The organism is Nonomuraea sp. NPDC059194 (genome assembly GCF_042754765.1).
Classification (GTDB): domain Bacteria; phylum Actinomycetota; class Actinomycetes; order Streptosporangiales; family Streptosporangiaceae; genus Nonomuraea.
Genome location: NZ_JBHZBH010000005.1, coordinates 20,870 through 43,530 on the forward strand (window position 1 = coordinate 20,870; position 22,661 = coordinate 43,530).

General features: G+C 70.9%; 19 protein-coding genes. 10 read left to right on the forward strand and 9 right to left on the reverse strand.

Going from position 1 to position 22,661, the window contains the following annotated elements; translation table 11 throughout:
* Window positions 1–13: 13 nt before the first annotated feature.
* Window positions 14–1,396 carry an iron uptake transporter deferrochelatase/peroxidase subunit gene (gene efeB / locus ACFXJ8_RS09080; RefSeq protein ID WP_379643296.1) on the reverse strand — a complete coding sequence of 461 codons (1,383 nt, stop codon included), beginning with the start codon at window positions 1,394–1,396 and terminating at the stop codon, window positions 14–16.
* 74 nt (window positions 1,397–1,470) lie between these two features.
* On the reverse strand, window positions 1,471–1,629 hold the full coding sequence (locus tag ACFXJ8_RS09085; protein ID WP_379643297.1) for a hypothetical protein: 159 nt from the start codon (window positions 1,627–1,629) through the stop codon (window positions 1,471–1,473).
* 163 nt (window positions 1,630–1,792) lie between these two features.
* Between ACFXJ8_RS09085 and ACFXJ8_RS09090 the strand changes: the two genes are divergently transcribed.
* The 7 genes from ACFXJ8_RS09090 to ACFXJ8_RS09120 all read left to right on the forward strand — a co-directional run bounded on the left by ACFXJ8_RS09090 (window position 1,793) and on the right by ACFXJ8_RS09120 (window position 10,311).
* Window positions 1,793–2,983, forward strand: coding sequence for a hypothetical protein (locus ACFXJ8_RS09090; RefSeq protein ID WP_379643298.1), 1,191 nt, complete (start codon window positions 1,793–1,795; stop codon window positions 2,981–2,983).
* Window positions 2,980–5,142 carry a tetratricopeptide repeat protein gene (locus ACFXJ8_RS09095; RefSeq protein ID WP_379643299.1) on the forward strand — a complete coding sequence of 721 codons (2,163 nt, stop codon included), beginning with the start codon at window positions 2,980–2,982 and terminating at the stop codon, window positions 5,140–5,142. Before ACFXJ8_RS09090 ends, ACFXJ8_RS09095 begins: the two co-directional genes overlap by 4 nt.
* Window positions 5,139–5,984, forward strand: coding sequence for a PP2C family serine/threonine-protein phosphatase (locus ACFXJ8_RS09100; protein WP_379643300.1), 846 nt, complete (start codon window positions 5,139–5,141; stop codon window positions 5,982–5,984). Before ACFXJ8_RS09095 ends, ACFXJ8_RS09100 begins: the two co-directional genes overlap by 4 nt.
* Complete coding sequence (locus ACFXJ8_RS09105) at window positions 5,981–7,243, forward strand: VWA domain-containing protein (RefSeq protein WP_379643301.1); 1,263 nt, start codon at window positions 5,981–5,983, stop codon at window positions 7,241–7,243. The genes ACFXJ8_RS09100 and ACFXJ8_RS09105 overlap by 4 nt, the downstream gene beginning before the upstream one ends.
* Before the next feature lie 184 nt (window positions 7,244–7,427).
* Entirely contained in the window at window positions 7,428–8,030 is a 603-nt protein-coding gene (locus ACFXJ8_RS09110; RefSeq protein ID WP_379643302.1) for an FHA domain-containing protein, read from the forward strand.
* A complete protein-coding gene (locus ACFXJ8_RS09115) occupies window positions 8,027–9,316 on the forward strand; it encodes a hypothetical protein (protein ID WP_379643303.1) in 1,290 nt (429 codons plus the stop codon). Before ACFXJ8_RS09110 ends, ACFXJ8_RS09115 begins: the two co-directional genes overlap by 4 nt.
* Window positions 9,313–10,311: a transporter substrate-binding domain-containing protein gene (locus ACFXJ8_RS09120; protein ID WP_379643304.1), complete on the forward strand. Its 999-nt coding sequence runs from the start codon at window positions 9,313–9,315 to the stop codon at window positions 10,309–10,311. Before ACFXJ8_RS09115 ends, ACFXJ8_RS09120 begins: the two co-directional genes overlap by 4 nt.
* A 162-nt stretch (window positions 10,312–10,473) precedes the next feature.
* On the opposite strand, the gene rpoD is transcribed toward ACFXJ8_RS09120, so the two are convergent.
* The 4 genes from rpoD to ACFXJ8_RS09140 form a co-directional block, all read right to left on the reverse strand.
* Entirely contained in the window at window positions 10,474–11,577 is a 1,104-nt protein-coding gene (gene rpoD, locus ACFXJ8_RS09125; protein WP_379643305.1) for an RNA polymerase sigma factor RpoD, read from the reverse strand.
* A gap of 262 nt (window positions 11,578–11,839) precedes the next feature.
* Window positions 11,840–12,577: an SAM-dependent methyltransferase gene (locus ACFXJ8_RS09130; RefSeq protein ID WP_379643306.1), complete on the reverse strand. Its 738-nt coding sequence runs from the start codon at window positions 12,575–12,577 to the stop codon at window positions 11,840–11,842.
* Window positions 12,578–12,677: 100 nt separating this feature from the next.
* Entirely contained in the window at window positions 12,678–13,538 is an 861-nt protein-coding gene (locus ACFXJ8_RS09135; protein WP_379643307.1) for an oxidoreductase, read from the reverse strand.
* A complete protein-coding gene (locus tag ACFXJ8_RS09140) occupies window positions 13,535–14,122 on the reverse strand; it encodes a TetR/AcrR family transcriptional regulator (protein ID WP_379643308.1) in 588 nt (195 codons plus the stop codon). Before ACFXJ8_RS09140 ends, ACFXJ8_RS09135 begins: the two co-directional genes overlap by 4 nt.
* Before the next feature lie 275 nt (window positions 14,123–14,397).
* On the opposite strand from ACFXJ8_RS09140, the gene ACFXJ8_RS09145 reads away from it, so the two are divergent.
* Together ACFXJ8_RS09145 and ACFXJ8_RS09150 are read left to right on the forward strand one after the other, a co-directional pair.
* Complete coding sequence (locus ACFXJ8_RS09145) at window positions 14,398–16,638, forward strand: molybdopterin cofactor-binding domain-containing protein (protein WP_379643309.1); 2,241 nt, start codon at window positions 14,398–14,400, stop codon at window positions 16,636–16,638.
* An 11-nt stretch (window positions 16,639–16,649) separates the two neighbouring features.
* Window positions 16,650–17,105: a (2Fe-2S)-binding protein gene (locus ACFXJ8_RS09150; protein ID WP_379643310.1), complete on the forward strand. Its 456-nt coding sequence runs from the start codon at window positions 16,650–16,652 to the stop codon at window positions 17,103–17,105.
* Between the two features lie 198 nt (window positions 17,106–17,303).
* Here the strand turns inward: ACFXJ8_RS09150 and dnaG are convergent, their stop codons facing one another.
* The gene (dnaG, locus tag ACFXJ8_RS09155; protein ID WP_379643311.1) at window positions 17,304–19,145 is read right to left on the reverse strand and encodes a DNA primase; all 1,842 of its coding nucleotides are present in this window, start codon (window positions 19,143–19,145) and stop codon (window positions 17,304–17,306) included.
* Between the two features lie 238 nt (window positions 19,146–19,383).
* On the opposite strand from dnaG, the gene ACFXJ8_RS09160 reads away from it, so the two are divergent.
* Complete coding sequence (locus ACFXJ8_RS09160) at window positions 19,384–20,250, forward strand: M23 family metallopeptidase (protein WP_379643547.1); 867 nt, start codon at window positions 19,384–19,386, stop codon at window positions 20,248–20,250.
* Here the strand turns inward: ACFXJ8_RS09160 and ACFXJ8_RS09165 are convergent.
* Both ACFXJ8_RS09165 and ACFXJ8_RS09170 read right to left on the reverse strand, forming a co-directional pair.
* Complete coding sequence (locus ACFXJ8_RS09165) at window positions 20,239–21,378, reverse strand: NAD(P)/FAD-dependent oxidoreductase (RefSeq protein WP_379643312.1); 1,140 nt, start codon at window positions 21,376–21,378, stop codon at window positions 20,239–20,241. The two genes, ACFXJ8_RS09160 and ACFXJ8_RS09165, sit on opposite strands and share 12 nt — an antisense overlap.
* A gap of 36 nt (window positions 21,379–21,414) precedes the next feature.
* The gene (locus ACFXJ8_RS09170; RefSeq protein ID WP_379643313.1) at window positions 21,415–22,635 is read right to left on the reverse strand and encodes a deoxyguanosinetriphosphate triphosphohydrolase; all 1,221 of its coding nucleotides are present in this window, start codon (window positions 22,633–22,635) and stop codon (window positions 21,415–21,417) included.
* Between the last annotated feature and the right edge of the window lie 26 nt (window positions 22,636–22,661).

Below are 22,661 nucleotides of genomic sequence, written 5' to 3' on the forward strand. Positions count from 1 at the left end.
GCTCCGCTCTGTCCTAGCTGAACAGGGCCTGCCCCCAGAACCCGCCCCGCGCCACGCCCGGCGGGCACACCCACAGGCCCGAGCCGACGTGCTGGATGTACTCGTTCAGCGGGTCGGTCCTGGCCAACGCCCGCTGGATCGGGATGAACCCGCGCTCGGGGTCGCGCTGGTAGGCCAGGAAGAACAGCCCGGCGTCCAGCCGGCCGAGCCCGTCGCTGCCGTCGGTGAAGGAGTAGCCGCGCCGCAGGATCCTGGTGCCGCCGAGCGAGCCGGGATTGGCCAGCCGCACGTGCGCGTCGGCCGGCTGGCGCGCGAGGTCGACCGGGTCGTGCTCGCGGGTACGGCCGTAGGCCGCGCCCTCGCCCTTGGTGCGGCCGAAGATGTCCTCCTGCTCCTTGAGCGAGGTGCGGTCCCAGGTCTCGATGTGCATCCTGATCCGCCGCGCCACCAGGTAGGAGCCGCCCACCAGCGCCGCAGGCCCCTCCGAGCCGATCCAGACGTGCTCGTCGAGCAGCTTGGCGTCGGCGCCGGGAATGTTGTTCGTGCCGTCCTTGAAGCCCATCAGGTTGCGCGGCGTCTGCTCCTCGGGCGTGGTGGAGGAGGTCTTGCCGAAGCCGAGCTGCGACCAGCGCACGCCGGCGGTGCCGAAGGCCAGCCGCACCAGGTTCCGTACGGCGTGCACCGCCACCTGCGGGTCGTCGGCGCACGCCTGGACGCAGAGGTCGCCGTCGCTGCGCGCGGGATCCAGCTTGTCGCCGGGGAAACGCGGCAGCGGCTTCAGCGCGGCCGGCCTGGCCAGGCCGAGCTTGTCGAAGAACGACGCGCCGAAGCCGATCGTGAGCGTGAGCCTGGAGGCGGGCAGGCCGAGCGCCTCCCCCGTGTCGTCGGGCGGGGCCAGCGGCGCGCCGAGCGCTCCGTCGCCGACCTCCTTGCCCGCCGTCATCCGCTCGGCCGCCGCGGTCCACAGCTTGAGCAGGGCGACCACCCTGTCGCGTGTGGCGTTGGTGAGGTCGAAGGCGGCGAAGTGGAGGCGGTCCTGGACGGGCGTGGCGATGCCCGCCTGGTGGACGCCGTGGAAGGGGATGGGGGTGTTGTTGCGCTCGCTCACCACCGATTTGTCAGCGCGGTAGACGTAGACGGCGGTGAACTGGTCGCCCTCGTTCCTGGTCGCGAACTTGACGACCCCCGCCTTGAGGGCGGTCTTGTCCGCGACGCAGGTGGTGTCGGTCGCGGTGACGGCCACGCTTTCCTGGACCGCGCCGGTGGGCGCGGGCTGCGGCGCCGAGGCCGCGCTGCCACTGCCGCTGGCGCTGCCGCCGTCGGCGCCGTCGTCCGCCGAGGTGCCGCAGGCGGCGAGCGTGAAGGCGAGAACTCCGCACAAGGCTAGGGAACGCATGGCGCCTCCTTGGCGCGTTAGGTCGTCCTAACTTAGCTTTCCCTAACCTAACCCCCTCATGTGGGGCGCGTCACCTACCGCGTCTTGAGCCAGCGTGAGACGAACATCACGGCCACCGCGACGCCGCCGATGATGAGGGCCCACTTCAGGAGCGTGAGGGCGAAGCCCAGGATCGGGCCCAGGAGCATGAGGCCGACGATGACCAGCGCGATGATGAGAAGGATGCGTGCCATGGGGCCCACGCTAGGCTCCCGCGGCCCCCGGCGGCGCGGTTCGAGGGGCGAATCAGGGACAAGTCAGGGGACTCTCAGGGTCAGGAACCCCTCTGGACATGTCGTGCGTTGACCCGATAAATGAGGAGATCGGGGACCCACATCCACGGGGGATAACGGGGGGATGCCGATGCAACCGGCCGGGACGCCGATGAGCGGGGAAGGCGCCGACCACGCCCTGCGCACGCGTGGCGAGGAGCGTGACCGCATCTCGGGCGACTTACTCGACCTGGAGTCGCACACCTCCTTCCAGCTGCTCAAGGGCGCCGCCTTACGCGGCAGGACGCTGACCGTGTGGACGGCGGCGCAGCAGGCCATGACGCGGCTCTGGACGTCGTACGACGCCTACCGCGGGGTGCTGCGGCAGGCCGAGGAGGTCAGGGCCCGCCGCGCCAGGCCAGGGCCCACGGAGCTGGAGGAGCTGACGTTCCTGCTCGCCGGTCCCTCCGTACGGCCGGCCGCCGAGGCCGAGCCGGTCGAGCGCAGGTCGTTACGCCCCTCGACCGCCCCCGCCCTCAGCCTCGACGAGACCGTGATCCAGATGGACGAGGCGTTCCGCACGGTCGGCCAGGCGCTGACGGAGATCGACGCGGCGTGGACCGCGTTCCTGCCCCCGCTGGAGTCGGCCGCGGCCCGCCTCGGCGAGATCACCCGCCTGACCGCCGAGCTCGGCGAGCCGCCTCCCGCCCCGGAGCACGAGGCCGAGCTCGCCCGCCTCCGCTCCGCCGTCACCGAAGACCCCCTCGGCTTCTCCTCCGCCGACCTCGACCGGCTCGGCGCGGCGCTCGACTCCCGGCTGGCCGACCTCTCCCGCGCCGACACCCTCAGACGTTCGTACGGCCCGCGGCGCACCGCCCTGATCGAGCTGATCGCCCTGGTCAGGACCGCGGAGGAGGAGGCGCGCAGAACCCACGCGCTGGTCGCGGTCAAGATCCTGCTTCCCTCCTCGGCCAGGCCGCGGCCCACGAGCGACCGCCTCGCCGCCGACCTTCCCCCTGAAGACATGTCCGCCGGCGGATGGGTGGAGCGCGCCCGTCGGCTGGCGGACGTGGAGCGCGCGGCCCGCGACGCGCTGGACCGGGCGAAGACCACGACCTCGGCGCTGCTCGGGCTGCTGGCGCGCAGGGCCGAGTTACGCGGACGGCTGCTGGCCGTCCAGTCCAAGGCGGTCCGCGTCGGCCTCGCCGAGGACCCCGAGAGCGCCCGCCGTTTCACGCGGGCCCACGAGCTGCTGTGGACCGCCCCGTGCGACCTCAACCAGGCGGCGGACGCGGTGGAGCACTACCGGGACGCGATCCATGGAGGGCGCCGATGACCAGGTGCGGGCAGCCAGACTGCGGGGGCACGATCCAGGACGGCTTCTGCGACGAATGCGGCTACTCCGCGAGCCCGCCGACCCCCCAAACAACGCCGAGCACGTCCACTCCGAGCGCGGCCACGGCGTGGTCCGGCGGCCTCTCGTCGGGCAGCGTGTCGTCGCCCAGCAGGTCGTCGTCCGCCAGGCGGTCGAAGGGCGTGCTCGGGCACGGCCTTGCCGACGTGCCGCCGACGCCGTACCGGAATCCGGCCGACGCCGTCATGGACAACCCCGAGGTGCCGGAGAGCAAGCGGTACTGCGCGGCGTGCGGCAGGCCGGTGGGACGCAGCCGCGAGGGCGTGCCGGGCCGTACCGAGGGCTTCTGCCCGCACGACGGCACCCCCTACAGCTTCACCCCCAAGCTCGCGCCCGGCGCGCTGGTCGCGGGGCAGTACCGGGTGCTCGGCTGCCTGGCCCACGGCGGCCTCGGCTGGATCTACCTGGCCGCCGACGAGAACCTCGACGGCCGGTGGGTGGTGCTGAAGGGCCTGCTCAACGCCGCGGACGCCGACGCGCTGGCGGCGGCCGAGGCCGAGCGGCGGTTCCTGACGACGGTCGACCACCCCAACATCGTCAAGATCTTCAACTTCCAGCGGCACGAGGGCGCCGGATACATCGTCATGGAGTACGTCGGCGGCCCCTCGCTTCAGGATCTGCTCAAGGAGCGGCTGCGCGAGGGCAGGGCGCTGCCGCTGCGCCAGACGATCGCCTACGCGCTGGAGATGCTCAAGGCCTTCGAGTACCTGCACGAGAACGGGCTCGTCTACTGCGACCTGAAACCCGCCAACGTCATCCAGGTGGGTCAGCAGCTCAAGGTCATCGACCTGGGCGCCGTCCAGCGCATCGGCGCGCGCACCGGCAGCTCCTACGTCACGGTCGGCTACCACGCCCCCGAGGTCGCCGCGAAGGGGCCGTCGATCACCTCCGACCTCTACACGGTGGCGCGGACGCTGGCCGTGCTGAGCCATCCGTTCAGCCCCGCCAGGGACGGCGCGGAGGCGCCGCTGCCGGGGGCGGAGACGTGGGGCAGCGAGTCCTTCCACCGCTTCCTCCTGCGGGCGACGCACCCGAAACCCGCCCAGCGCTTCCCCGACGCGGCCGAGATGATCGACCAGCTCACGGGCGTGCTGAGGGAGGTGCGCGCGGCGGAGGACGCCGTGCCGTACCCGAGTCAGTCGGCGGTCTTCGGGCCCGAGCGGGTCGCGGAGGGCGTCACCGGCGTGTTCGAGCCGCTGGATCCGAAGGCGGCGGTGGCGGCGCTGCCCGTGCCGCTGGTCGATCCCACGGACCCGGCGGCGGGCCTGCTTCCCGGGCTGATCGCGCGCGACCCGCGCGAGCTGCTCAGCAGGCTCTCGGTGCTGCCCGCCACCACCGAGACGCTGCTGACCAAGGCGAGGGTGGTGGCCGAGCACGATCTCGGCGACGACTTCATCGACGAGGCGGAGCGGACGCTGCCCGGCGACTGGCGGGTGTCCTGGTATCAGGCGGTGCGCACGCTGGCGTCGGGAAAGCCGGACCTCGTGCTGTTCGACCGGTGCTTCGGGCTGCTGCCCGGCGAGCCCGCCGTGAAGCTGGCGCTGGGGTTCGCGCACGAGCGGGCGGGCGACCACCGCGCGGCCGCCCGCTGGTACGACACGGTGTGGCGCACCGACCGCGGCTACGTGAGCGCCGCGTTCGGCCTGGCCAGGGCCAAACTGGCGACAGGCGAGAGCAAGGACGCCGCCGCCGCGCTCGAGCAGGTGCCCGCCTCGTCGAGCCAGTACGTGGCGGCGCAGACGGCGCTGGTCGCGCTCGCCGCCAGACGTCCGGCCGCCGAGCTGTCCCCCACCGAGCTGATCGCCGCCGGTGATCGCCTCGACCAGCTCAAACAGCTGGAGGGACGGCGCAGGGGCGAGCTGTCGGCCGAGCTCCTGGAGGCCGCGCTCGCCTGGCTGACGGCGGCCGCCCCGCCCGCCACCCACGCCACCACGCTGCTCGGCGCGCCGCTCACCCAGAGCGGCGTGCGCGGCAGGCTGGAGGGCGTCTACCGGGAGCTGGCCAGGGCCGCCGCCACGAGGGAGGAACGACACGACCTCGTCGACCGCGCCAACGCGGTCCGGCCCAGGACGTGGCTGTGACCTGCCCGGCGTGCGGGGCCTCCGTGCTGCCCAACCACGCCTTCTGCGAGCAGTGCGGCTCCCCGCTGGGCCCGCCGCCCTCCTGTACGGCATGCGGCGGCGAGATCGCCGACGGCTACTGCGCCGAGTGCGGCCTGCGCGCGCCCGCCGCCACCGACCACGTCGAGATCGTCCTCGACTCGGGCGCGGCCGGAGCCAGCGACAGGGGTCTGCGGCACACCTGCAACCAGGACGCGATGGCGCTCGGCGAGGCCGAGGGGCTGGTCATCGCCGTGGTGTGCGACGGCGTGTCCCAGTCGCCGCGCCCCGAGACCGCCTCGGCGCTGGCCGCGCAGACCGGGGTCGCCATCCTGGCCGAGGAGCTGAAGGCGGGCTCCAGCCAGGAGACGGCCACCAGGGCCGCGTACGCGAGAGCGGCCCGCGCCGTCGCCGAGCTCGGCACCTCCGCCGACGACGCCCCCGCCTGCACCTACGTGTCGGCGGTGGTGGGACCCGACCTGGTCACCGTCGGCTGGGTCGGCGACAGCCGCGCCTACTGGCTGCCCGACGAGGGGAACGCGGTCCTGCTGACCGACGACGACGTCGCCTCGGCGGGCGTGCTGACGGCCTGGCTGGGCGCCGACGCCAGGAACGCGGGCTGCCGCGCGCTCGCCTTCGTGCCCGACTCCCCCGGCCTGCTCATGGTGTGCACGGACGGGCTGTGGGGCTACCTCGACGACCCCGTCTCCTTCCGCGCCGCCGTACCCGTCGACGGGGCGAGGGCGCTCGTCCACCACGCGCTCGCCCGCGGCGGGCGCGACAACATCACCGTCGTTCTGATACCGGTCAGGAGAGCGTCATGAGTGATTTCACGCTGCACGTCGACCAGAACAAATACCTGCCGATCGGCGGCAGGGAGGTGCACGCCGTCCTCACCGTCGCGGGCGGCGCCGCCGCTCCCGAACCCGCCGAGGCGGCCGAAGTGATCATCATCGACACCTCGGGGTCGATGACCGGCAGCAAGATCAGCGAGGCGCGGCAGGCGGCCAAGGCCGCCGTCGACACGCTGCGCGACGGGGTGCAGTTCGCGGTGATCTCGGGAGACACCTCGGCCCGCGTCATCTACCCGCGAGGCAAGAAGCTGGCCACGGCGAACGCCGACACCCGCGGCAACGCCAAGGCGGCCATCGGCAAGCTGGACGCCAACGGCGGCACCTCCATGGGGCAGTGGCTGCGGCTGGCCGCCGACCTGCTGGAGAGCAGGCCGGGCGCGATCAAACACGCGCTGCTCATGACCGACGGGCAGAACAACGAGGGCGACGAGGCCTTCGCGCAGGCGCTCAAGCACTGCGAGGGCAGGTTCGTCTGCGACAGCCTCGGCGTCGGCGCCGACTGGGTGCCCGCCGAGCTGCGCAAGGTCTCCGACGCGCTGCTCGGCACGTTCGACTTCGTGCGCGACCAGAAGGACCTGGCGGCCTTCTTCACCAGGATCACCGAGGCGTCGATGGGCAAGACGGTCGCCGAACTCGCGCTGCGCGTGTGGATCCCCAAGGACGCCACGTTGAAGTACGTCAAGCAGGTCTCGCCGACACTGCTCGACCTGACCGGCAAGCGGGTCGCGGTCAACCCGCTGACCGGCGACCACCCGACCGGGTCGTGGGGCGAGGAGGAACGCGAGTACCACCTGTGCGTCGAGGTGCCGTCGTCCGCGCCCGGCCAGGAGGTCAGGGCGGCGTGGGTCAAGCTGGTACGGCCGGACACCGGCGACGTGCTGGCCAGCGGCAACGTCCTGGCGCACTGGACCGACGACCTCGCCGCCTCGACGCGCATCAACAAGAAGGTGGCGCACTACACCGGCCAGGCCGAGCTGCACGAGCTGATCCAGGAGGGGCTGAGCGCCCGCGCGGCGGGCGACACCACGACGGCGACGGCCAGGCTGGCGGCGGCCAGGCAACTGGCGGACTCCTCCGGACGGGAGGACACGGCCAGGCTGCTGGACAAGGTGGTGGAGGTCGACCCCGGCACCGGTACGGCCAGGCTGCGCACCCACGTCGACAAGGCCGACGAGATCGAGCTGGACACGGGGTCGACGCGCACCAGCCAGCTCCGGCAGGAGGGCTGAGATGGCGGTGACGTGCCCCAACGGGCACGCCTCCGAGGACCCGGAGTACTGCGACGTGTGCGGCGCCCAGCTGCCCCGTTCCGGCGAGTCTGCGACATCGAGCACAACTGGCGCATCTTCCTCCGCTTCCGGCGCTTCTGGCGCTTCTATCGCTCCCTCGGCGTCCGGCGCGTCCGGTGCTCCAATGAGGCCCGGCGCTGTTGGCCACTCCTCGGCGTCCGGCTCTCCCGCGAGGTCCGGCTCGGCCGCGTCCGGGCATTCCGCGCCTGCTGACGGCACCGGCGGGCAGCCGTGCCCGATCTGCCAGACGCCGCGCAGCGGGCGGTTCTGCGAGGTCGACGGGCACGACTTCGAGTCCCCGCTGCCCGACCCCGTCGCTCCGTCGATGTGGGAGGCCGTCGTCGAGGCCGACCGCGCCTACTTCGACGAGATCATCGCGCAGAACGGCCCCGACGCCGCCGCCATGGTCTTCCCTCCCTACCGCCCCGAACGCAGCTACCCCCTGGTCGGCAAGCAGGTGCGCATCGGCCGCTCCAGCCGTAGCCGCGGCACCGCCCCCGAGATCGACCTGGGCATGCCGCCCGCCGATCCGGGGATCTCCCACCTGCACGCCGTCCTCATGGCCCAGCCGGGCGGCGGGTGGGCCCTCGTCGACCCCGGCTCGGCCAACGGCACTCGCGTCAACGGCAAGCCCCTCCAGGTCAACGTGCCCGTGCCGGTCGCCGAGGGCGACGCGATCCACCTCGGCGCGTGGACGCTCATCACGCTGCGCGGGAGCGCGCCATGATGTTCCTGGCCCGCCGCACCGTGCCCGGACGCACCAAGGTGATCTCCGCGGTCACCGTGGTCTCCCTGACGCTGCTGTTCTCCACCCTCGCGTACGGCGCCGCAGCGGCCCGCGAGGGGCTGCGGGTGATCGGGCTCGACGCCGGACCCCAGGTGGTGGCGACGGCGGGGCTCCACATGGGGTTGAGCGACATGGACGCCCAGGTGGCCGACGCCCTGCTGCTCGGCGACCGGCGCGAGGACGCGCTGGCCCGCTACGACCAGCGCAGGCAGGAGGTCGGGACGGCGCTGCTGCAGGCGCACACCCTGGCCGGCGCCGACCCCGCCGAACGCCGCACGATCGCCTCGGTGCTCGAAGGTCTCGGCCGCTACGAACGCCTGGCCGCCGAGGCCCTCCTGCTGAGCTCCCTCGACCCCGTCGCGGGCGGGTCGCAGGACAAGGCGCTGGTCATCTACCGGCAGGCGACCGATCTCATGACGCTCGAACTGCTCCCCCAGGCCTACAACCTCACGCTGGAGAGCGGCACCATCGTCAGGCACGCCTACGAGGACGGGCACGCCGCCGTGGTCACGGTACGCGTGATCGCCCTGCTCAGCGGCGCGCTCGCGCTGGGCTGCCTGCTGTGGTTGCAGGTGTACCTGGCCCGCAGGTTCCGCAGGATCTTCGGGCCCGCGCTGCTGGCCGCCACGCTGGCGACGGCCGCCTGCGCCATCACGGGCGCGATCGTGCTGGAACAGCAGGCCGCCGCCCTGGAGACCGCCAAGCGCGACGGCTTCGACTCGGTGCTGACCCTCGCCAGAGCCCGCGCGATCGGCAACAGCCTGCACGCCGACCAGAGCCGCTACCTGCTCGACAGCGTGCGCGCCGACACCTACCAGCACACCTTCTTCGACAAGTCGCAGTCGCTCGTCTACGTCGCCGCCGACAACCTGCCCTCCTACCAGAACGCGGTCGGCGCGCTCAAGGACTCCCGGTTCCTCGGCATGCTGCAGGGACGCGACGTGACCGCCGCCTGGCAACGCTTCCAGCAGGCCGACCAGGCCCTGCGCGCCCAGTCGGGCGCGGCGGCGACCGCCGCGCTGACCGGTCCCGTGCGCTCGGCGTTCGACGCCTTCGACGCCACGCTGGTACGGCTGGGCGCACAGCACCAGAACACCTTCGCCAGGGCGATCGCCGACGGCGGCAACGGATTGCGGGGGCTGTGGGTGCTGCTGCCGATCGGCGTCCTCGTGATCGCGGCGGGCGTGTTCGCAGGGGTGTGGCCACGGCTGAAGGAGTACCGGTGAACAAGACGCTGACCACCCTCATATGGGCCACCGCACGGGCCGTCCTCGCGCGGGCCACCCACGTGCTGGCCGCCCGCACACCGGCCGCCCGCATGCTGGCCGTTCGCACCCTGGCCACCCGAGCGCCAGTCACCCACATCCCACCCACGAACATGCCGACCACCCGAGCACTGGGCACCCGCGCCCTGGGCACTCGGGTGCTGGCCGTCCTGGCGGGCGTGCTCGTTCTGGCCGCAGTGGGCGGGTGCGGCTCGGGCGAGGCGTCGTCGATCGTCGGCAAGGAGACGCTCGTCATCGGCGTCCGCCCCGACCTGCCCGCGATCGGCTTCAGGAAGGACGGCCGGTTCGAGGGCTACGACGTCGACGTGGCCACCTACATCGCGGGCAAGCTCGGCGCCACCCCCACCTTCGTGCCGGCGCTGGCCGCCGACAGGGAGCGGGTCCTGCTCGGAGGGAAGGCCGACCTGGTCCTCGCCACCTTCTCCATCACCCAGGAGCGCAAGACGAGAGTGGCCTTCGCCGGCCCCTACCACCTGTCGTACCAGGACATCCTTGTACGAGACGGCACCACGGGCATCTCGAACGTGCGCGACCTGGCGGGGCGGAAGATCTGCGAGGTGCAGGGCTCGAACGCGGCCCAGCGAGTCATCGACGAACGGCAGATCCCGGCCTCGGTGGTGCCCGTGGCGACCTACGACCAGTGCATGGCCGCCCTGAAGGCCGGTCAGATCGACGCGATCACCACCAACGACGTGATCCTCGCCGGGCTGGCCGCGCGTGACGGCGGCGTGCGACTGGTGAACACCCAGTTCAACGAGCAGCGCACGGGAGTGGGCCTGCGCAAGGGCGACGTGGACGGCTGCGAGGCGATCAACCGCGCGATCACCGACATGTACCAGGACGGAACGGCGGGCAAACTGCTGCGCAAGTGGTTCGGGAAGTCGGGGCTGAAGATCGGCACGGTGTCGGTACCGCAGTTCGAGGGCTGCTCCTGACACCCGCCCGCCGTACCGAGAGAGGACGGGAGGCCGGCAGCCCCACACAGAGACACGAGAACCCAGGGCGGCATCCCGGGAGCCTCGGGACACGAGATGCGAGAGCCCCGGGAGACTGATCCCGGGGCTCCTGCGACTGGCGGTGCGGCTGGTTCGGGCCAGCTAGTCCAGGTAGTCGCGCAGCATCTGGGCACGAGTCGGGTGACGCAGCTTGGCGAGCGTCTTCGACTCGATCTGGCGGATGCGCTCCCGCGTGACGCCGAACTCCCTGCCGACCTCCTCCAGCGTCCTCGGGTGCCCGTCGGCCAGGCCGAAGCGTAGCTGGATGATCCGCTGTTCCCGCTCGGACAGCGTGGCGAGGATGTCGTCGAGCTGGTCCTGCAGCATGATGAACGCGGCCGCCTCCATGGGCACCACCGCGTCGGCGTCCTCGATGAAGTCACCGAGGTCGGAGTCCTCCTCGCCGATCGGCGACTGCAGCGACACCGGCTCCTGCGCGATCCGCTGGATCTCCACCACACGGTCGACGGGCAGGTCCATCTCGAAGGCGATCTCCTCGGGCGCGGGCTCGCGTCCCAGGTCCTGGTGCAGCTGGCGCTGCACCCGCACCAGTTTGTTGATCGTTTCCACCATGTGCACGGGAATGCGAATCGTGCGCGCCTGGTCGGCAATGGCCCGAGTGATCGCCTGGCGAATCCACCACGTGGCATAGGTGGAGAACTTGTAACCCTTGGTGTAGTCGAATTTCTCGACCGCGCGGATCAGCCCGAGATTGCCCTCCTGGATCAGGTCGAGGAAGAGCATGCCGCGCCCGACATACCGTTTCGCTATGGAGACCACCAACCTGAGGTTGGCCTCGATCAGGCGCTGCTTGGCCCGCGTGCCCTGCCAGACCAGCTCCCTGAACTCGGGGAAGGCCAGCCTGGCGATCCCGTTGGCCAGCTTGTCCTCGGCGAACAGCCCGGCCTCGATGGACTTGGCGAGCTCCACCTCCTCCTCTGCGGTGAGCAGCGGGACCCGCCCGATCTCTCGCAGATAGATGCGGACCAGATCACTGGTCGGCGCCCGCTTGCCTACGTCCTCCTCATCGGGGCGTGGGGTCTCCTCGTCGCCCTGCGGCTCGAGAACCTCCACCCCGTTCTCGGCGAGCATCCGCACCACGCGTTCCAACGCGTCGGACGGCAGCTCGGAGCGGTCGAGCGCGGCGGCTACGTCATCGACGGTAACGCTTCCGCGCTCTCTTCCTTTCGCGACGAGGTCCGCCACCTGGTCTACCGATGGCGGCCCACTTGGCAGCACCGATGCACCCACGGGACACAGTCTGCAGTATTGCTTCCATAAAATGGCAGACCCATTTTTGTCACTAGAGGTAAGATCTGCATCATTATCAAATCGAGATCTTATTAGTGTTTGGCAAGAGTTTGATCAGGAAAGAAAAGTCAATTACGCGATCGGGTTCGCAATGGGTGCGGTCGGACGCGTCTCACCGCTGCCCCGGTGCGCCTGCCTGAACGGGTCGGAGCTCGGATCAGTCAGCCGTCCGGCGCAGCACCAAGGTGACGAACCCCCATGTCTCCCGATAGACCCGCAGCCATTCGGACCGGTGAGCGGTCGCCACCGCGAGCGCCTCGGCGCTGTCAGGGTCTCCCGGATTGTCCAAAGCCCAGGAGGCCAGCGTCCCGGTCCATGCCCACTCGTAGCCGTCCAGTTCCTCCCGCGAGCTGACGTGACCGTAGACAGGCGTCCACCCGTCGGCGACAACACGATCCACGGTCGTCGGCAGATCCGCGAAGTCGCCGAGCATCTCGACGGCCTCCCGAGACGGGTCCCGCTCCCAGAGCCCGTCGCCGACCAGGACCCGCCCGCCCGGAGCCAGATGCTCGCGCGCCGCCGCCAACGTGGGGAGCAGCCCGCCGAAGGCGTGCGTGGCCCCGACACTGAGCACCAGGTCGAACGCGTGCGAGGCGGCGAAATCCGCGGCCGCCTGGTGATGAAGAGCGAGGCGATCATGGACGCCGAGGTCGCTCGCCGCCTTGCGGGCGTGCGCGAGGGCGGCCTGCGAGGTGTCGACCCCCTCGGCCCGCACGCCCGGATGCGCCGCCAACGCGCGCAGCAGCCATTCCCCGCCACCGCACCCGAGGTCGAGCACGCGTTCGTCACCGCGCGCAAGGGCGCGGTCCAGCAGCCGGCGGACCGAGTCGTCGGAGAGCGGGGCCGCGATCGGGTGGTCGGCATGAGCCAGTCTGGAGATGAGTTCACGATTCATGCCGCGTAGTGTCACAGAGCCGCTGGTCGCGGCGCACCCGAGTTTCACGTCGGACGGCCATCCCCGGCCGGGGCGTAGGACCTTGCAGGAACGACCACGCTCAGTGGACGGCATGCTGTGCAGTCCGATCGGCGCCCCTGAACTGCATCCGCAGGTAGGCATCGAACACGCGGGCGCCCAGCAGTCGGCGAGTGTGGATGAGGATCTTGGCGGCGGGGGTGACCACGTACCGGGCCCGCGGTCGTGAGCTGGTGAGAGCGCGTTCGATGACCTTGGCGACGGCCTCCGGTGGGGCGGACAGCAGGGGCGACCGGTAGGAGTCGGCGATCTGTTGGTCGACGGCGGCGTTGAGGGCGGCGTAGGGGCCGGACGGGTCGGCCGAGCCGGTGAGCGTGCGGGCGGCCGTATCGCCGAAGCCGGTGCGGATCAGACCCGGCTCGACGAGGCTGACCTTGACCCCGAACGGGGCCACCTCGAAGCGCAGGGCGTCGGTGAGGGCCTCGACGGCGTACTTGCTGGCGTGGTAATAACCGCCCACGGGGAAGACCAGGCGGCCGCCCATGGAGCCGATGTTGACGATCCGGCCCCGTCCGGCGGCGCGCATGCCGGGCAGAACGAGCTGGGTCATCCGCGCCAGCCCGAACACGTTGGTCTCGAACTGGCGGCGCACCTGGGCCAGACTGGCTTCCTCGATGGTGCCGTACTCGCCGTAACCGGCGTTGTTGACCAGTCCGCCGACGGCGCCACACTCGGCTTCGACAGCTTCGACGGCGGCGCGCATGGACTCCTCGTCGGTGACGTCCAGGGCGAGGATACGGGCGCCGGTCCCGGCCAGATCGGCAATCGCCTCGGTACGGCGGGCGGTGGCGTAGACGGTGAGGCCAGGGGTGCCGACCAGGCGCCGGGCGGCGGCGCGGCCGATGCCCGAGGAGGCTCCGGTGATCAGTACTGCGGTCGTCATGACGGCTCCTGAGTGGTAGCGGTCTGCGGCCGCCGCCCCAGGCCCGCGACCAGCAGCGTCACGCCGTGGCGCAGCCTTCGGGCCGGGGCGTCGGGGTCGGACAGATCGGCCTCCAGGCCGCGGGTGAAGGCCAGGAGGAGTTCGGCGAACTCGGCCGCGTCACCGCTGGGCAGGGTGCCGGCGATGGTGTCGGCGAGCAGGTTGCGCATGGCGGCGTTGTAGGCGTCGATCAGCTCTGCGGACAGGCGCGCGTCGCTGCCGAGCAACTCGGCGGCGTGTGCGGGGCTGTCCCGCCACAGGCTCAGTGTCAGGGCGAGCTTGGCCTGCAGGGCCGCGGTCAGTCGGTCGGCGAGCCCCGTCGGGGACTGCGCGGCCGCGCGCGCGTCGGCCAGGGCGTGGTCCAGCAGTCTTTGCGTCAGGCGACGGAAGGCGTCTTCCTTGTTGCGCACGTACTGGTAGACCGCCGGACGGGACATGTCGGCCTGTCGTGCGATGTCGTCCATCGTCGTGCGCCGCACCCCGTGTCGGGTGAAGCACGCGTACGCGGCATCCAAGATCGTGCTGAGTCGCTCATCGTCCGACATACTGACAATCTATGCACTGAATGTCAGAGCGTCAATCCGCTCGTTGTGAGCACGGCCGCTTGAAGAGGTGGGCGGGGCAGATCCGGATTGGCCCATCGCCTCCGCTGCATCCCGGATGCCGAGGCGTCCGGGCCCTTGACGGCGCAACTGCCGGTTCCTAGCCTGACTCCACCATGCACCCGGTTCGACTGATCCGGTCATGTTCAGCTGTCGCGCCGGCGTGGCGATCACGGCTGCCCTTCTCGCGGTGTACCTCGTCTGGTGGAAGGAATCCGATGGCCCGTCCCGTCACGAGCTCGGCCCCGCACGAAGGCGACGCGGTCAACCGGCGCCGGTTCCTGACCTTCCTGGTCGCCGCTCCGACACTGACGCTCGCGACGAACCTCGTCACCGAGGCGACCGCTTCCACGACCACCGAGGCGGTCGTGCCAAGCCTTCCGCAGCCCGCGGATCTCATGGACCTCGGCGACGTCCTCATCCTCGCCGGCTCGCCGACCTCGCATCTGCTGGTACTGGAGGTGACCGAGGACGGCGAGGTCCGCTTCGAGTTGCCGCGAGCCGAAGTCGGCCAGGGCATCACCACGGCGGTGGCGATGCTGGTCGCCGAGGAGCTGGACCTCCCGCTGTCCAAGGTGCGGGTACGCCTCGCCGACGCGCGGTCCGAGCTGCTGATGAACCAGCTCACCGGCAGTTCCAACACGATCCGCTCGGTCTACGACCCGGTGCGCCGGATCGCGGCGGCGGCACGGGCGCGCATGGTCGCCGCCGCCGCCGGGCAGTGGGGCCTGCCGGCCGACCGGCTGATCACCCGCGACGGCGCGGTCGTCGCGCCGGACGGGCGCACGGCGTCGTACGGCTCGCTGACCGCCCTCGCGGCGAAGCTCTCCGCGCCGGATCTCACCGCCACGCCGAAGCCGGAGACCGAGCACAAGCTGGTGGGCACTCCGCAATCACGCATCGACGCCCGCGCGATGGTCACCGGCGCCATGCCGTACACGCTTGACCTCGACGTGGCGGGCGCCAAGCCCACGATGGTGCGACGGCCGCCGACGATCAACGGCACCGTGCGGTCGGTGAACAACGAGGCAGCAGTGCGGGCCATGCCCGGCGTGATCGACCTCGCCGTCGTCCCGACCGGCGTCGCGGTCATGGCCGAGACGTTCGGGCAGGCGCTGGACGCCAAGAAGGCGCTCGACGTCACCTGGAACGGCGGGACCGTCGACGCGCTGTCCGACGCCGACATCCGCAAGCGGCTCCGCGCAGCCGTGCCGCCGTTCGCCGTGCCACCGTTACTGACCCAGCACCTCGACGCGGAGTTCGCCTTCGCTTTCGTCAGCCACGCACCGCTGGAGACCAACGCCGCGATCGCCGACGTACGCGACGACCGGGCCGAGGTCTGGGCCGGCCTGAAATCCCCGATCGTCGCGAAGCAGACCATCGCCGCGGCGGTCGGCCTGCCAGAGGACCGGGTCACCGTACACGTGACGCAGAGCGGCGGCTCGTTCGGCCGCAGGCTGTTCTTCGACGGCGCACTCGAAGCGGCGCGGATCTCCAAGGCGATGGGCAAGCCGGTCAAACTGATGTGGTCCCGGATCGACGACATGCGGCACGGCCGCGCCCGCCCGGCGACCCACCACAAGATCCGCGCCACCTTCGCCCTCGGGCAGGTGCTCACCTACGAGCACCGCGTGGCCGCCGTGGAGACCGACCTGCGGCACGGACTCGGCGAGATCCTCACCGCCACGGCGGCCAGCCTCCCCGTGGCCGGCAACCTGAGCTTCGCGCAGACGGTCTTCCTCACCACGGTGAAGGTGCCCTACAACTTCGGCGTCGTCACCGAACTGCTCAACGAGGTGCCGCTGAAGATGCACACCGCGAGCTGGCGATCGGTGTACTCGGCCAACACCCGCGGCGCCGAGGAGATCCTCGTCGACGAGCTGGCGAAGAAGCTCGGCAAGGACCCCGTCGCGTTCCGCCGCGAGTTCCTCAAGACCGATCGGCAGCGTGCGGTGCTGGAGAAGGTCGCCACCGTGGGCAACTGGGGGCGCGCCATGCCGGCGGGTTTCGCTCAGGGTGTCGGCTTCCACGACGAGTACCGATCCTGCACCGCGTGCCTGGTCGAGATCGACGCGCGCGACCCGAAGAAGCCGAGGGTGGTCAAAGCGGTGATCGCCGCCGACGTCGGCCGCCCGATCAATCCTCGCGGGCTGGAGGCACAGCTGCTCGGCGGCCTGACGGACGCGATCGCCACCACCTTGCGGGCAGGCCTGCACATCGACAAGGGCCTCCCACTGGAAGGCAGCTACTCGCAATTCCACTACGCGCGGCAGAAGGACTCGCCGACCGACGTGCAGATCTTCATCCTGCCCGCCAACGGCGAGCCGGGCGGAGCGGGCGAGCTCGGCGTGCCCGCCGCCGTCGGCGCCATCGCCAACGCCTACGCGCGGGCCACCGGCACCAGACCGCGCAGCTTCCCGATCAACTTCGACGTGGACTTCGTCCCGTTCCCCCGCTGAGGAGCCCGCACGTGCCCACCTACACTTTCTCCGTGAACGGGCGGACCGTCACCGTCGATGCTCCCGCAGATCTGCCCCTGCTGTGGGCTCTGCGCGACAAGCTCGGCATAAAGGGCCCGAAGTACGGCTGCGGCATCGACGTGTGCAAGGCCTGCACCAGCCATCTCGACGGGGAGGCGATCAGGCCCTGCGTGGTCCCGGTGTCCGAGGCACAGGGCAAGGAGGTCACCACGATCGAGGGCCTCGCCGACGGCGATCAGCTGCACCCGGTGCAAGAAGCCTGGCTGGAGCAGGACGTCGCGCAATGCGGCTACTGCCAGCCCGGCCAGATCATGGCCGCCGTGGCACTGCTGAAGAAGACCACGAACCCCACCGACGCCGACATCGACGCGATCCAGAACGTCTGCCGCTGCGGCACCTACTTCCGGATCCGGGAGGCGATCAAGAGCGCCGCGGCGAAGATGTAGCGCGTGGCCCTGTGGGCGGCCCGCTTCTCGATGTCACCCCTGGCGGCGTGCTGCGCAGGACGGCCTCCGCCGTACCGGACGCGTTCGCACGATCAGGACGAGCAGGCTGCGGTGCCCGCGCAAGGCCGAATCGAACACCGCAAGGTAATCGGAGGAGCGACCACGACTACCCGGTCCTGGACACGTCACAGCAGGACACTAGTTGCCGACCGCGCGCTCCCTGAGTGCCTTGCGCTGCCGTTCGAGCCCCAGCAGCTCGCCGAACAGCCGCCGGTGCTCCTCAGGCTCCTCCACCGGGTTGAGCCGCTGCAGCCTCGACTTCACCTGCGCGATCGCCCGGTCGACCGCGATGCCCTCGACGGCCGCCAGCAGCTCGGCGCCGTAACGCTGCTCGACCTCGGCGTCGGCCTTGATGGCCTCGACGGCGAACCTGGTGACCAGCCCGCGCGCCGTCTCGTCGGGCGCGTGCTCCAGCAGCCGGTCGACCCACTCCCTGCCGCCCGGGCCGCCCGCCACGGCGCCGCCCGCCGCCGTGATGACGGCGTGGACCGCCACGTGCTCGGGTGTGGTGAACGCCTCGGCCTCCAGCGCGTCGAAACGCGGCCCCACCAGCGCGGGCCGCTGTACGGCCAGCTTGAGCAGCTCGCCCTCCACCCGCACGTGCGGCTCGACGAGGGCCACCTTGGGCGCGCGCCGCTGCCGGGCCGCCTGCGCGCCGCCGACCTCCGCGATGCGCTCGATGACGAAGCGCTCGTCCATGAAGCCGAGCCACCTGTCGAGGTCGATCGCGTAGCGCTTGCGCAGGCCGGTGTCCTTGATGCCCGCCACGATCGGCGCGGCCGCGTCGAGCGCGGCGATCTTGCCCTCGTTGGTGCGCAGGTCGTAGCGGGAGATCGTGCTGCGGATCGCGAACTGGAACAGCGGCTCCCTGCTGGCCACCAGGTCGCGCACGGCCGCGTCGCCCTGCTTGACCCGCAGGTCGCACGGGTCGAGCCCGTCGGCCTGCACCGCGACGTAGGTCTGCGTGACGAACTTCTGCTCGTCGGCGAAGGCCCGCAGCGCGGCCTTCTGGCCCGCCGCGTCGCCATCGAAGGTGAAGATCACCTCACCGGTGGCCGCCGACTGGTCGAGCAGGAACCGGCGCAGGATCTTGATGTGTTCCTCGCCGAAGGAGGTGCCGCAGGTCGCCACCGCGGTCGGCACGCCCGCCAGGTAGCAGGCCATCACGTCGGTGTAGCCCTCGACGATCACGGCCTGGGAGCGCTTGGAGATCTCCCGCTTGGCCAGGTCGATGCCGTAGAGGACCTGCGACTTCTTGTAGAGGGGCGACTCGGGGGTGTTGAGGTATTTGGGGCCGTCGTCGCTGTCGAGGAGCTTGCGCGCGCCGAACCCGATCACGTCGCCGGTCGCGTCGCGGATCGGCCAGATCAGCCGCCCGCGGAAGCGGTCGATGGGCCCGCGCCTGCCCTCCTTGGCCAAACCACCCTTGACGATCTCCTGCGCGGTGAAGCCCTTGCCGAGCAGGTGGCGGGTCAGCGCCTCCCACTCGTTGGGAGAGTAGCCCACGCCGAACAGCTCAGCGTCGGCCCGCTCGAAGCCGCGTTCGGACAGGAACCTGCGCCCGGGCGCCGCCTCGGGCGAGAACAGCCGCTCGACGTAGAACTCGGCCGCCGCCTTGTGCGCCTCGATCAGCCTCGCCCGCTCGCCCTGGTCGCGCTTGGGGACGTAGCCGCCCTGCTCGTACTGCAGTTGCACACCGGCCCGCTGGGCCAGCCGCTCGACCGACTCGTGGAAGGACAGGTGCTCGATCTTCTCCACGAAGGTGATGACATCGCCACCCTCGGCGCAGCCGAAGCAGAAGTACATGCCGCGTTCGGGGGTGACGTTGAACGACGGGCTCTTCTCGTCATGGAACGGGCACAAGCCCTTGAGATTGCCGCCGCCCGCGTTGCGGAGCTGGATGTGCTCTCCGATCACGTCGGCGATCGGAGAACGTTCGCGTACGAGCGCGATGTCGACGTCACGGATCCGGCCTGCCACGCGGCGAGTCTAGTCGCGCTCTCCGACACTTTCGCCGGGCGGTGATGTAACGGCGGGAAAGCACCGCGCCCGAGTGGCGTCGAGCGGGCAGACGGTGCGCGGTGACCACGGTGGAGCTCACACCGGCCTGCCGTACGGGAAAGGAAGGGACGGATAACCGGAAACCGGTCGTGACCGCTCCCCGGGTCCGTTAAAAAGGTAAAGGTTGTCGTCGGATACCGTGACACAGGTGGAGATCATGCGATCGGGGCGTCTCAGTGCAGTCGTGGTCGGCGTCCTGCTGACCGGAGGGTGTGCGCACGCCACCGGCGTCGCGGGCGTCAGCATGAAGGCGCCCGCCGAGGCCGTGGCCCTCACGCCCGCCCCCTCGGGCACCCCCAGCACCGACGAGCAGTCGAGCGTCCAGCGGCCCGCCGCCGCCGATCCCGTGAAGGTGCCGCCGCCGCAGGTGTCGAAGTACACCTACGCCTTCCCCGTCAAGGGCTGCAAGGCGACCTACCAGCGCAAGCTGCTCATCCTTCCCAAGACGGTGATCTGGGCGGCCAAGGGCTGCACGTTCGTCGCGCCCGTCGACGGCGTGGTCGACGAGGTCAACCTCGCCAACCGCTGGTCACCCTCCAGCGACCGCGGGCCCGACCGCGAGGGCAGGTTCGTCTCGATCATCGGTGAGGACGGCGTGCGCTACCTCGGCGGCCACCTCGACTCCGTCGTCGCGGACCTCAAGCCAGGCTCGAAGGTGAAGGCGGGCCAGAAGCTCGGCCAGATCGGCAACTCGGGCAACGCCCGCGACACCGCCCCGAACCTCTACTTCGCGATCTCGTGGAAGACCGGCCCCGCCTACTGGTGGGTACGGCGGGGCATGGTCGAGCCGTGGGACTACCTGGACGCGTGGCTGAAGGGCAACCGCACGCTCTCCCCCAAGGAGGAGACGGTCAAGCTGCGCGCCAAGGTCGGCGAGACGCCCGCCTGCACGACGCTCTGCTCCGGTAGGTCGGCGCCCCAGCAGGAGGAGAAGGAGGAGGAGCCGAAGAAGCCGCGCAAGAAGAAGCCGGCCACGCCGACGCCCACTCCCAGTCCGTCCCTCAACGACACCTCAACGCTGTAGCGGCCCGCCGGAGCGGATGAGGTTCTGGATGTCGCCGACGACGTCCCAGATGTTGACGTTCATCCCCGCGATGACCGTGCCCTGACGCAGCCAGTAGGCGATGAACTCCAGGTCCTTGCCCTTGATGAAGACCTCGTCGTAGCCGTGGGTGTCGCCGGAGAACTCCATGCCGAGCTCGAACTGGTCGGTGTAGAAGTACGGCACGCGGTCGTAGACGACCTCCTGCCCGAGCATCGACCTGGCCGCCGCGGGGCCGCCGTTGAGCGCGTTGGCCCAGTGCTCGACGCGCAGCCACCTGTCGTAGAGCGGGTTGTAGGACTCGGCGACGTCTCCGGCCGCGTAGACGTCGGGGTGCGAGGTGCGCAGGGCGGAGTCGGTCACGATGCCTTCACGCACGTCGAGGCCCGCCTCTCGGGCCACCTCCACGTTCGGCGCGGCGCCGATTCCGGCGAGGACCAGGTCGGCGGGCAGCAGCTCGCCCGTGCTCAGCCGTACGCCGTCGTCCGTCACCTCCTCGGCCGAGACGCCGAACCGCAGGTCGACGCCGTGACTGCGGTGGAGGTCGGCGAAGATGCCGCCGACCTCCGCGCCCATCACCTTGAACAGCGCGGTGGGCTCGGGTTCGACGACGGTGACCTCGCAGCCCGCCGTACGGGCCGCGGCGGCGCATTCCAGGCCGATCCAGCCCGCGCCGATGATCACCACTCTGCCGCCCTGCGCGAAGCGCTCCTTGAGCGCCTCGCTGTCGCCCACGGTCCTCAGGTACCGCACGGGTCCCCCGCCCGGCAGGCGGCGCGGGCTGGCGCCGGTGGCCAGGAGCAGTTTGTCGTACGGCTGGCTGGCGCCGTCGGCGAGCGTGACGCGGTGTCCTTCGAGGTCGATGCCCGTGACGGTGGCGTCGAGTCGCAGGTCCACCGCGTTGTCGGCGTACCACTCGGGAGGGTGGACGAAGATCTTCTCGCGCTCGGTCTTGCCCAGGAGGTAGCCCTTGGACAGCGGCGGCCGCTCGTAGGGGCGCTCGTCCTCCGCGCCGATGAGCACGACCTCGCCGTCGAAGCCCTCTTCCCGCAACGTCTGCGCCGCCTTGGCCCCTGCGAGCCCGGCACCGACGATCACAAATCTGGCCATGTTCTGGAGTATCTCCTACGGCCCGCCCGAAAACCCTCAGCGGGACAGGCGGCGGTGCCAGGCGACGGCCGAGGTGTCGGTGAGGGAGGCGATCTGGTCGATCACCACACGCACCCGCGCCGCGTCGTCCTTCGCGTCGGTGAAGGCGGGCCTGAACGCCGGTTCGAGGGTGTGCGGCGCCCCCAGGGTGATCAGCGAGGCCAGCTCGGAGATCAGCTCCCGCTGCCTGGCCTGGTTGGCGTGGTGGTCCTCCGTCGTCATGACGTAGTGGGCGGTCACTCCCTTCAGCAGCGCGCACTCCAGCCTCGTCGCCCGCGGCACCACCAGGTCGGCGCGGTGCCGGTAGCCGAACGCCTCCTTGGTCGCCGCCTGCGCCGACTGGCAGAACCGGCCGATCAGTCCGCTGGTCAGCGCCTTGAGCCCGGCCAGGTCGGCGAGGGTGGCCGCGAAGTGGCGCGGCCACAGCGGGAAGGCCAGCAGCCGCTCGAACGTCTCCTCCAGCTCCGCGCCGGTGGCGTCTGGAACGTACCAGGCGCGGGTCAGGTCGCAGACCTGCTCACGCTCGGCCCGTGACCTGAGCGCCTCGGGGGTGAGGTGTCCGGAGTGGAGCGCGTCCTCCAGGTCGTGCACCGAGTAGGCGACGTCGTCGGCCCAGTCCATGATCTGCGCCTCGAAGCTCACCCTCATGGCGGGCGCGCCGTCTCTGATCCACTCGAAGACCGGCAGGTCGTCGTCGTAGACCCCGAACTTGCCTCCTCCGGCGCGCGGCCACGGGTACTTCACGGCGGCGTCCAGCGAGGCGCGGGTCAGGTTGAGCCCCGCGCTGTGCCCGTCGTCCGTCAGCACCTTGGCTTCGAGCCTGGTGAGCAGCCGCAGGCTCTGCGCGTTGCCCTCGAACCCGCCACAGGCCGCGGCCAGCTCGTCGAGCGCGCTCTCGCCGTTGTGGCCGAAGGGCGGGTGGCCGAGGTCGTGCGAAAGACAGGCGGTCTCGACCAGGTCGGGGTCGACGCCGAGGGTGGCGCCCATCTCCCTGCCGACCTGGGCGCACTCCAGCGAATGGGTGAGCCTGGTGCGCGGGATGTGCTGGCCGACCCCGAGCGTCTCGCCAGGGCCCACCACCTGCGTCTTGGCCGCGAGCCTGCGCAGGGCCGAGCTGTGCAGGACTCTCGCCCTGTCGCGCTCGAACGCGCCCCGATCGGGGTTTCCGGGCGGCTCCGGAACCCATCGCTCCTGGTCATGGTCGGTGTATTGGCCCATAAGTGCTGTGAGTTTACCCACCAGGA

Excerpts from the sequence above, each read along its gene's own strand:
- efeB (WP_379643296.1), bottom strand. The coding sequence starts at position 1,396 with ATGCGTTCCCTAGCCTTGTGCGGAGTTCTCGCCTTCACGCTCGCCGCC.
- ACFXJ8_RS09085 (WP_379643297.1), bottom strand. The coding sequence starts at position 1,629 with ATGGCACGCATCCTTCTCATCATCGCGCTGGTCATCGTCGGCCTCATG.
- ACFXJ8_RS09090 (WP_379643298.1), top strand. The coding sequence starts at position 1,793 with ATGCCGATGCAACCGGCCGGGACGCCGATGAGCGGGGAAGGCGCCGAC.
- ACFXJ8_RS09095 (WP_379643299.1), top strand. The coding sequence starts at position 2,980 with ATGACCAGGTGCGGGCAGCCAGACTGCGGGGGCACGATCCAGGACGGC.
- ACFXJ8_RS09105 (WP_379643301.1), top strand. The coding sequence starts at position 5,981 with ATGAGTGATTTCACGCTGCACGTCGACCAGAACAAATACCTGCCGATC.
- ACFXJ8_RS09110 (WP_379643302.1), top strand. The coding sequence starts at position 7,428 with ATGAGGCCCGGCGCTGTTGGCCACTCCTCGGCGTCCGGCTCTCCCGCG.
- ACFXJ8_RS09115 (WP_379643303.1), top strand. The coding sequence starts at position 8,027 with ATGATGTTCCTGGCCCGCCGCACCGTGCCCGGACGCACCAAGGTGATC.
- ACFXJ8_RS09130 (WP_379643306.1), bottom strand. The coding sequence starts at position 12,577 with ATGAATCGTGAACTCATCTCCAGACTGGCTCATGCCGACCACCCGATC.
- ACFXJ8_RS09135 (WP_379643307.1), bottom strand. The coding sequence starts at position 13,538 with ATGACGACCGCAGTACTGATCACCGGAGCCTCCTCGGGCATCGGCCGC.
- ACFXJ8_RS09140 (WP_379643308.1), bottom strand. The coding sequence starts at position 14,122 with ATGTCGGACGATGAGCGACTCAGCACGATCTTGGATGCCGCGTACGCG.
- ACFXJ8_RS09145 (WP_379643309.1), top strand. The coding sequence starts at position 14,398 with ATGGCCCGTCCCGTCACGAGCTCGGCCCCGCACGAAGGCGACGCGGTC.
- ACFXJ8_RS09160 (WP_379643547.1), top strand. The coding sequence starts at position 19,384 with ATGCGATCGGGGCGTCTCAGTGCAGTCGTGGTCGGCGTCCTGCTGACC.
- ACFXJ8_RS09165 (WP_379643312.1), bottom strand. The coding sequence starts at position 21,378 with ATGGCCAGATTTGTGATCGTCGGTGCCGGGCTCGCAGGGGCCAAGGCG.
- ACFXJ8_RS09170 (WP_379643313.1), bottom strand. The coding sequence starts at position 22,635 with ATGGGCCAATACACCGACCATGACCAGGAGCGATGGGTTCCGGAGCCG.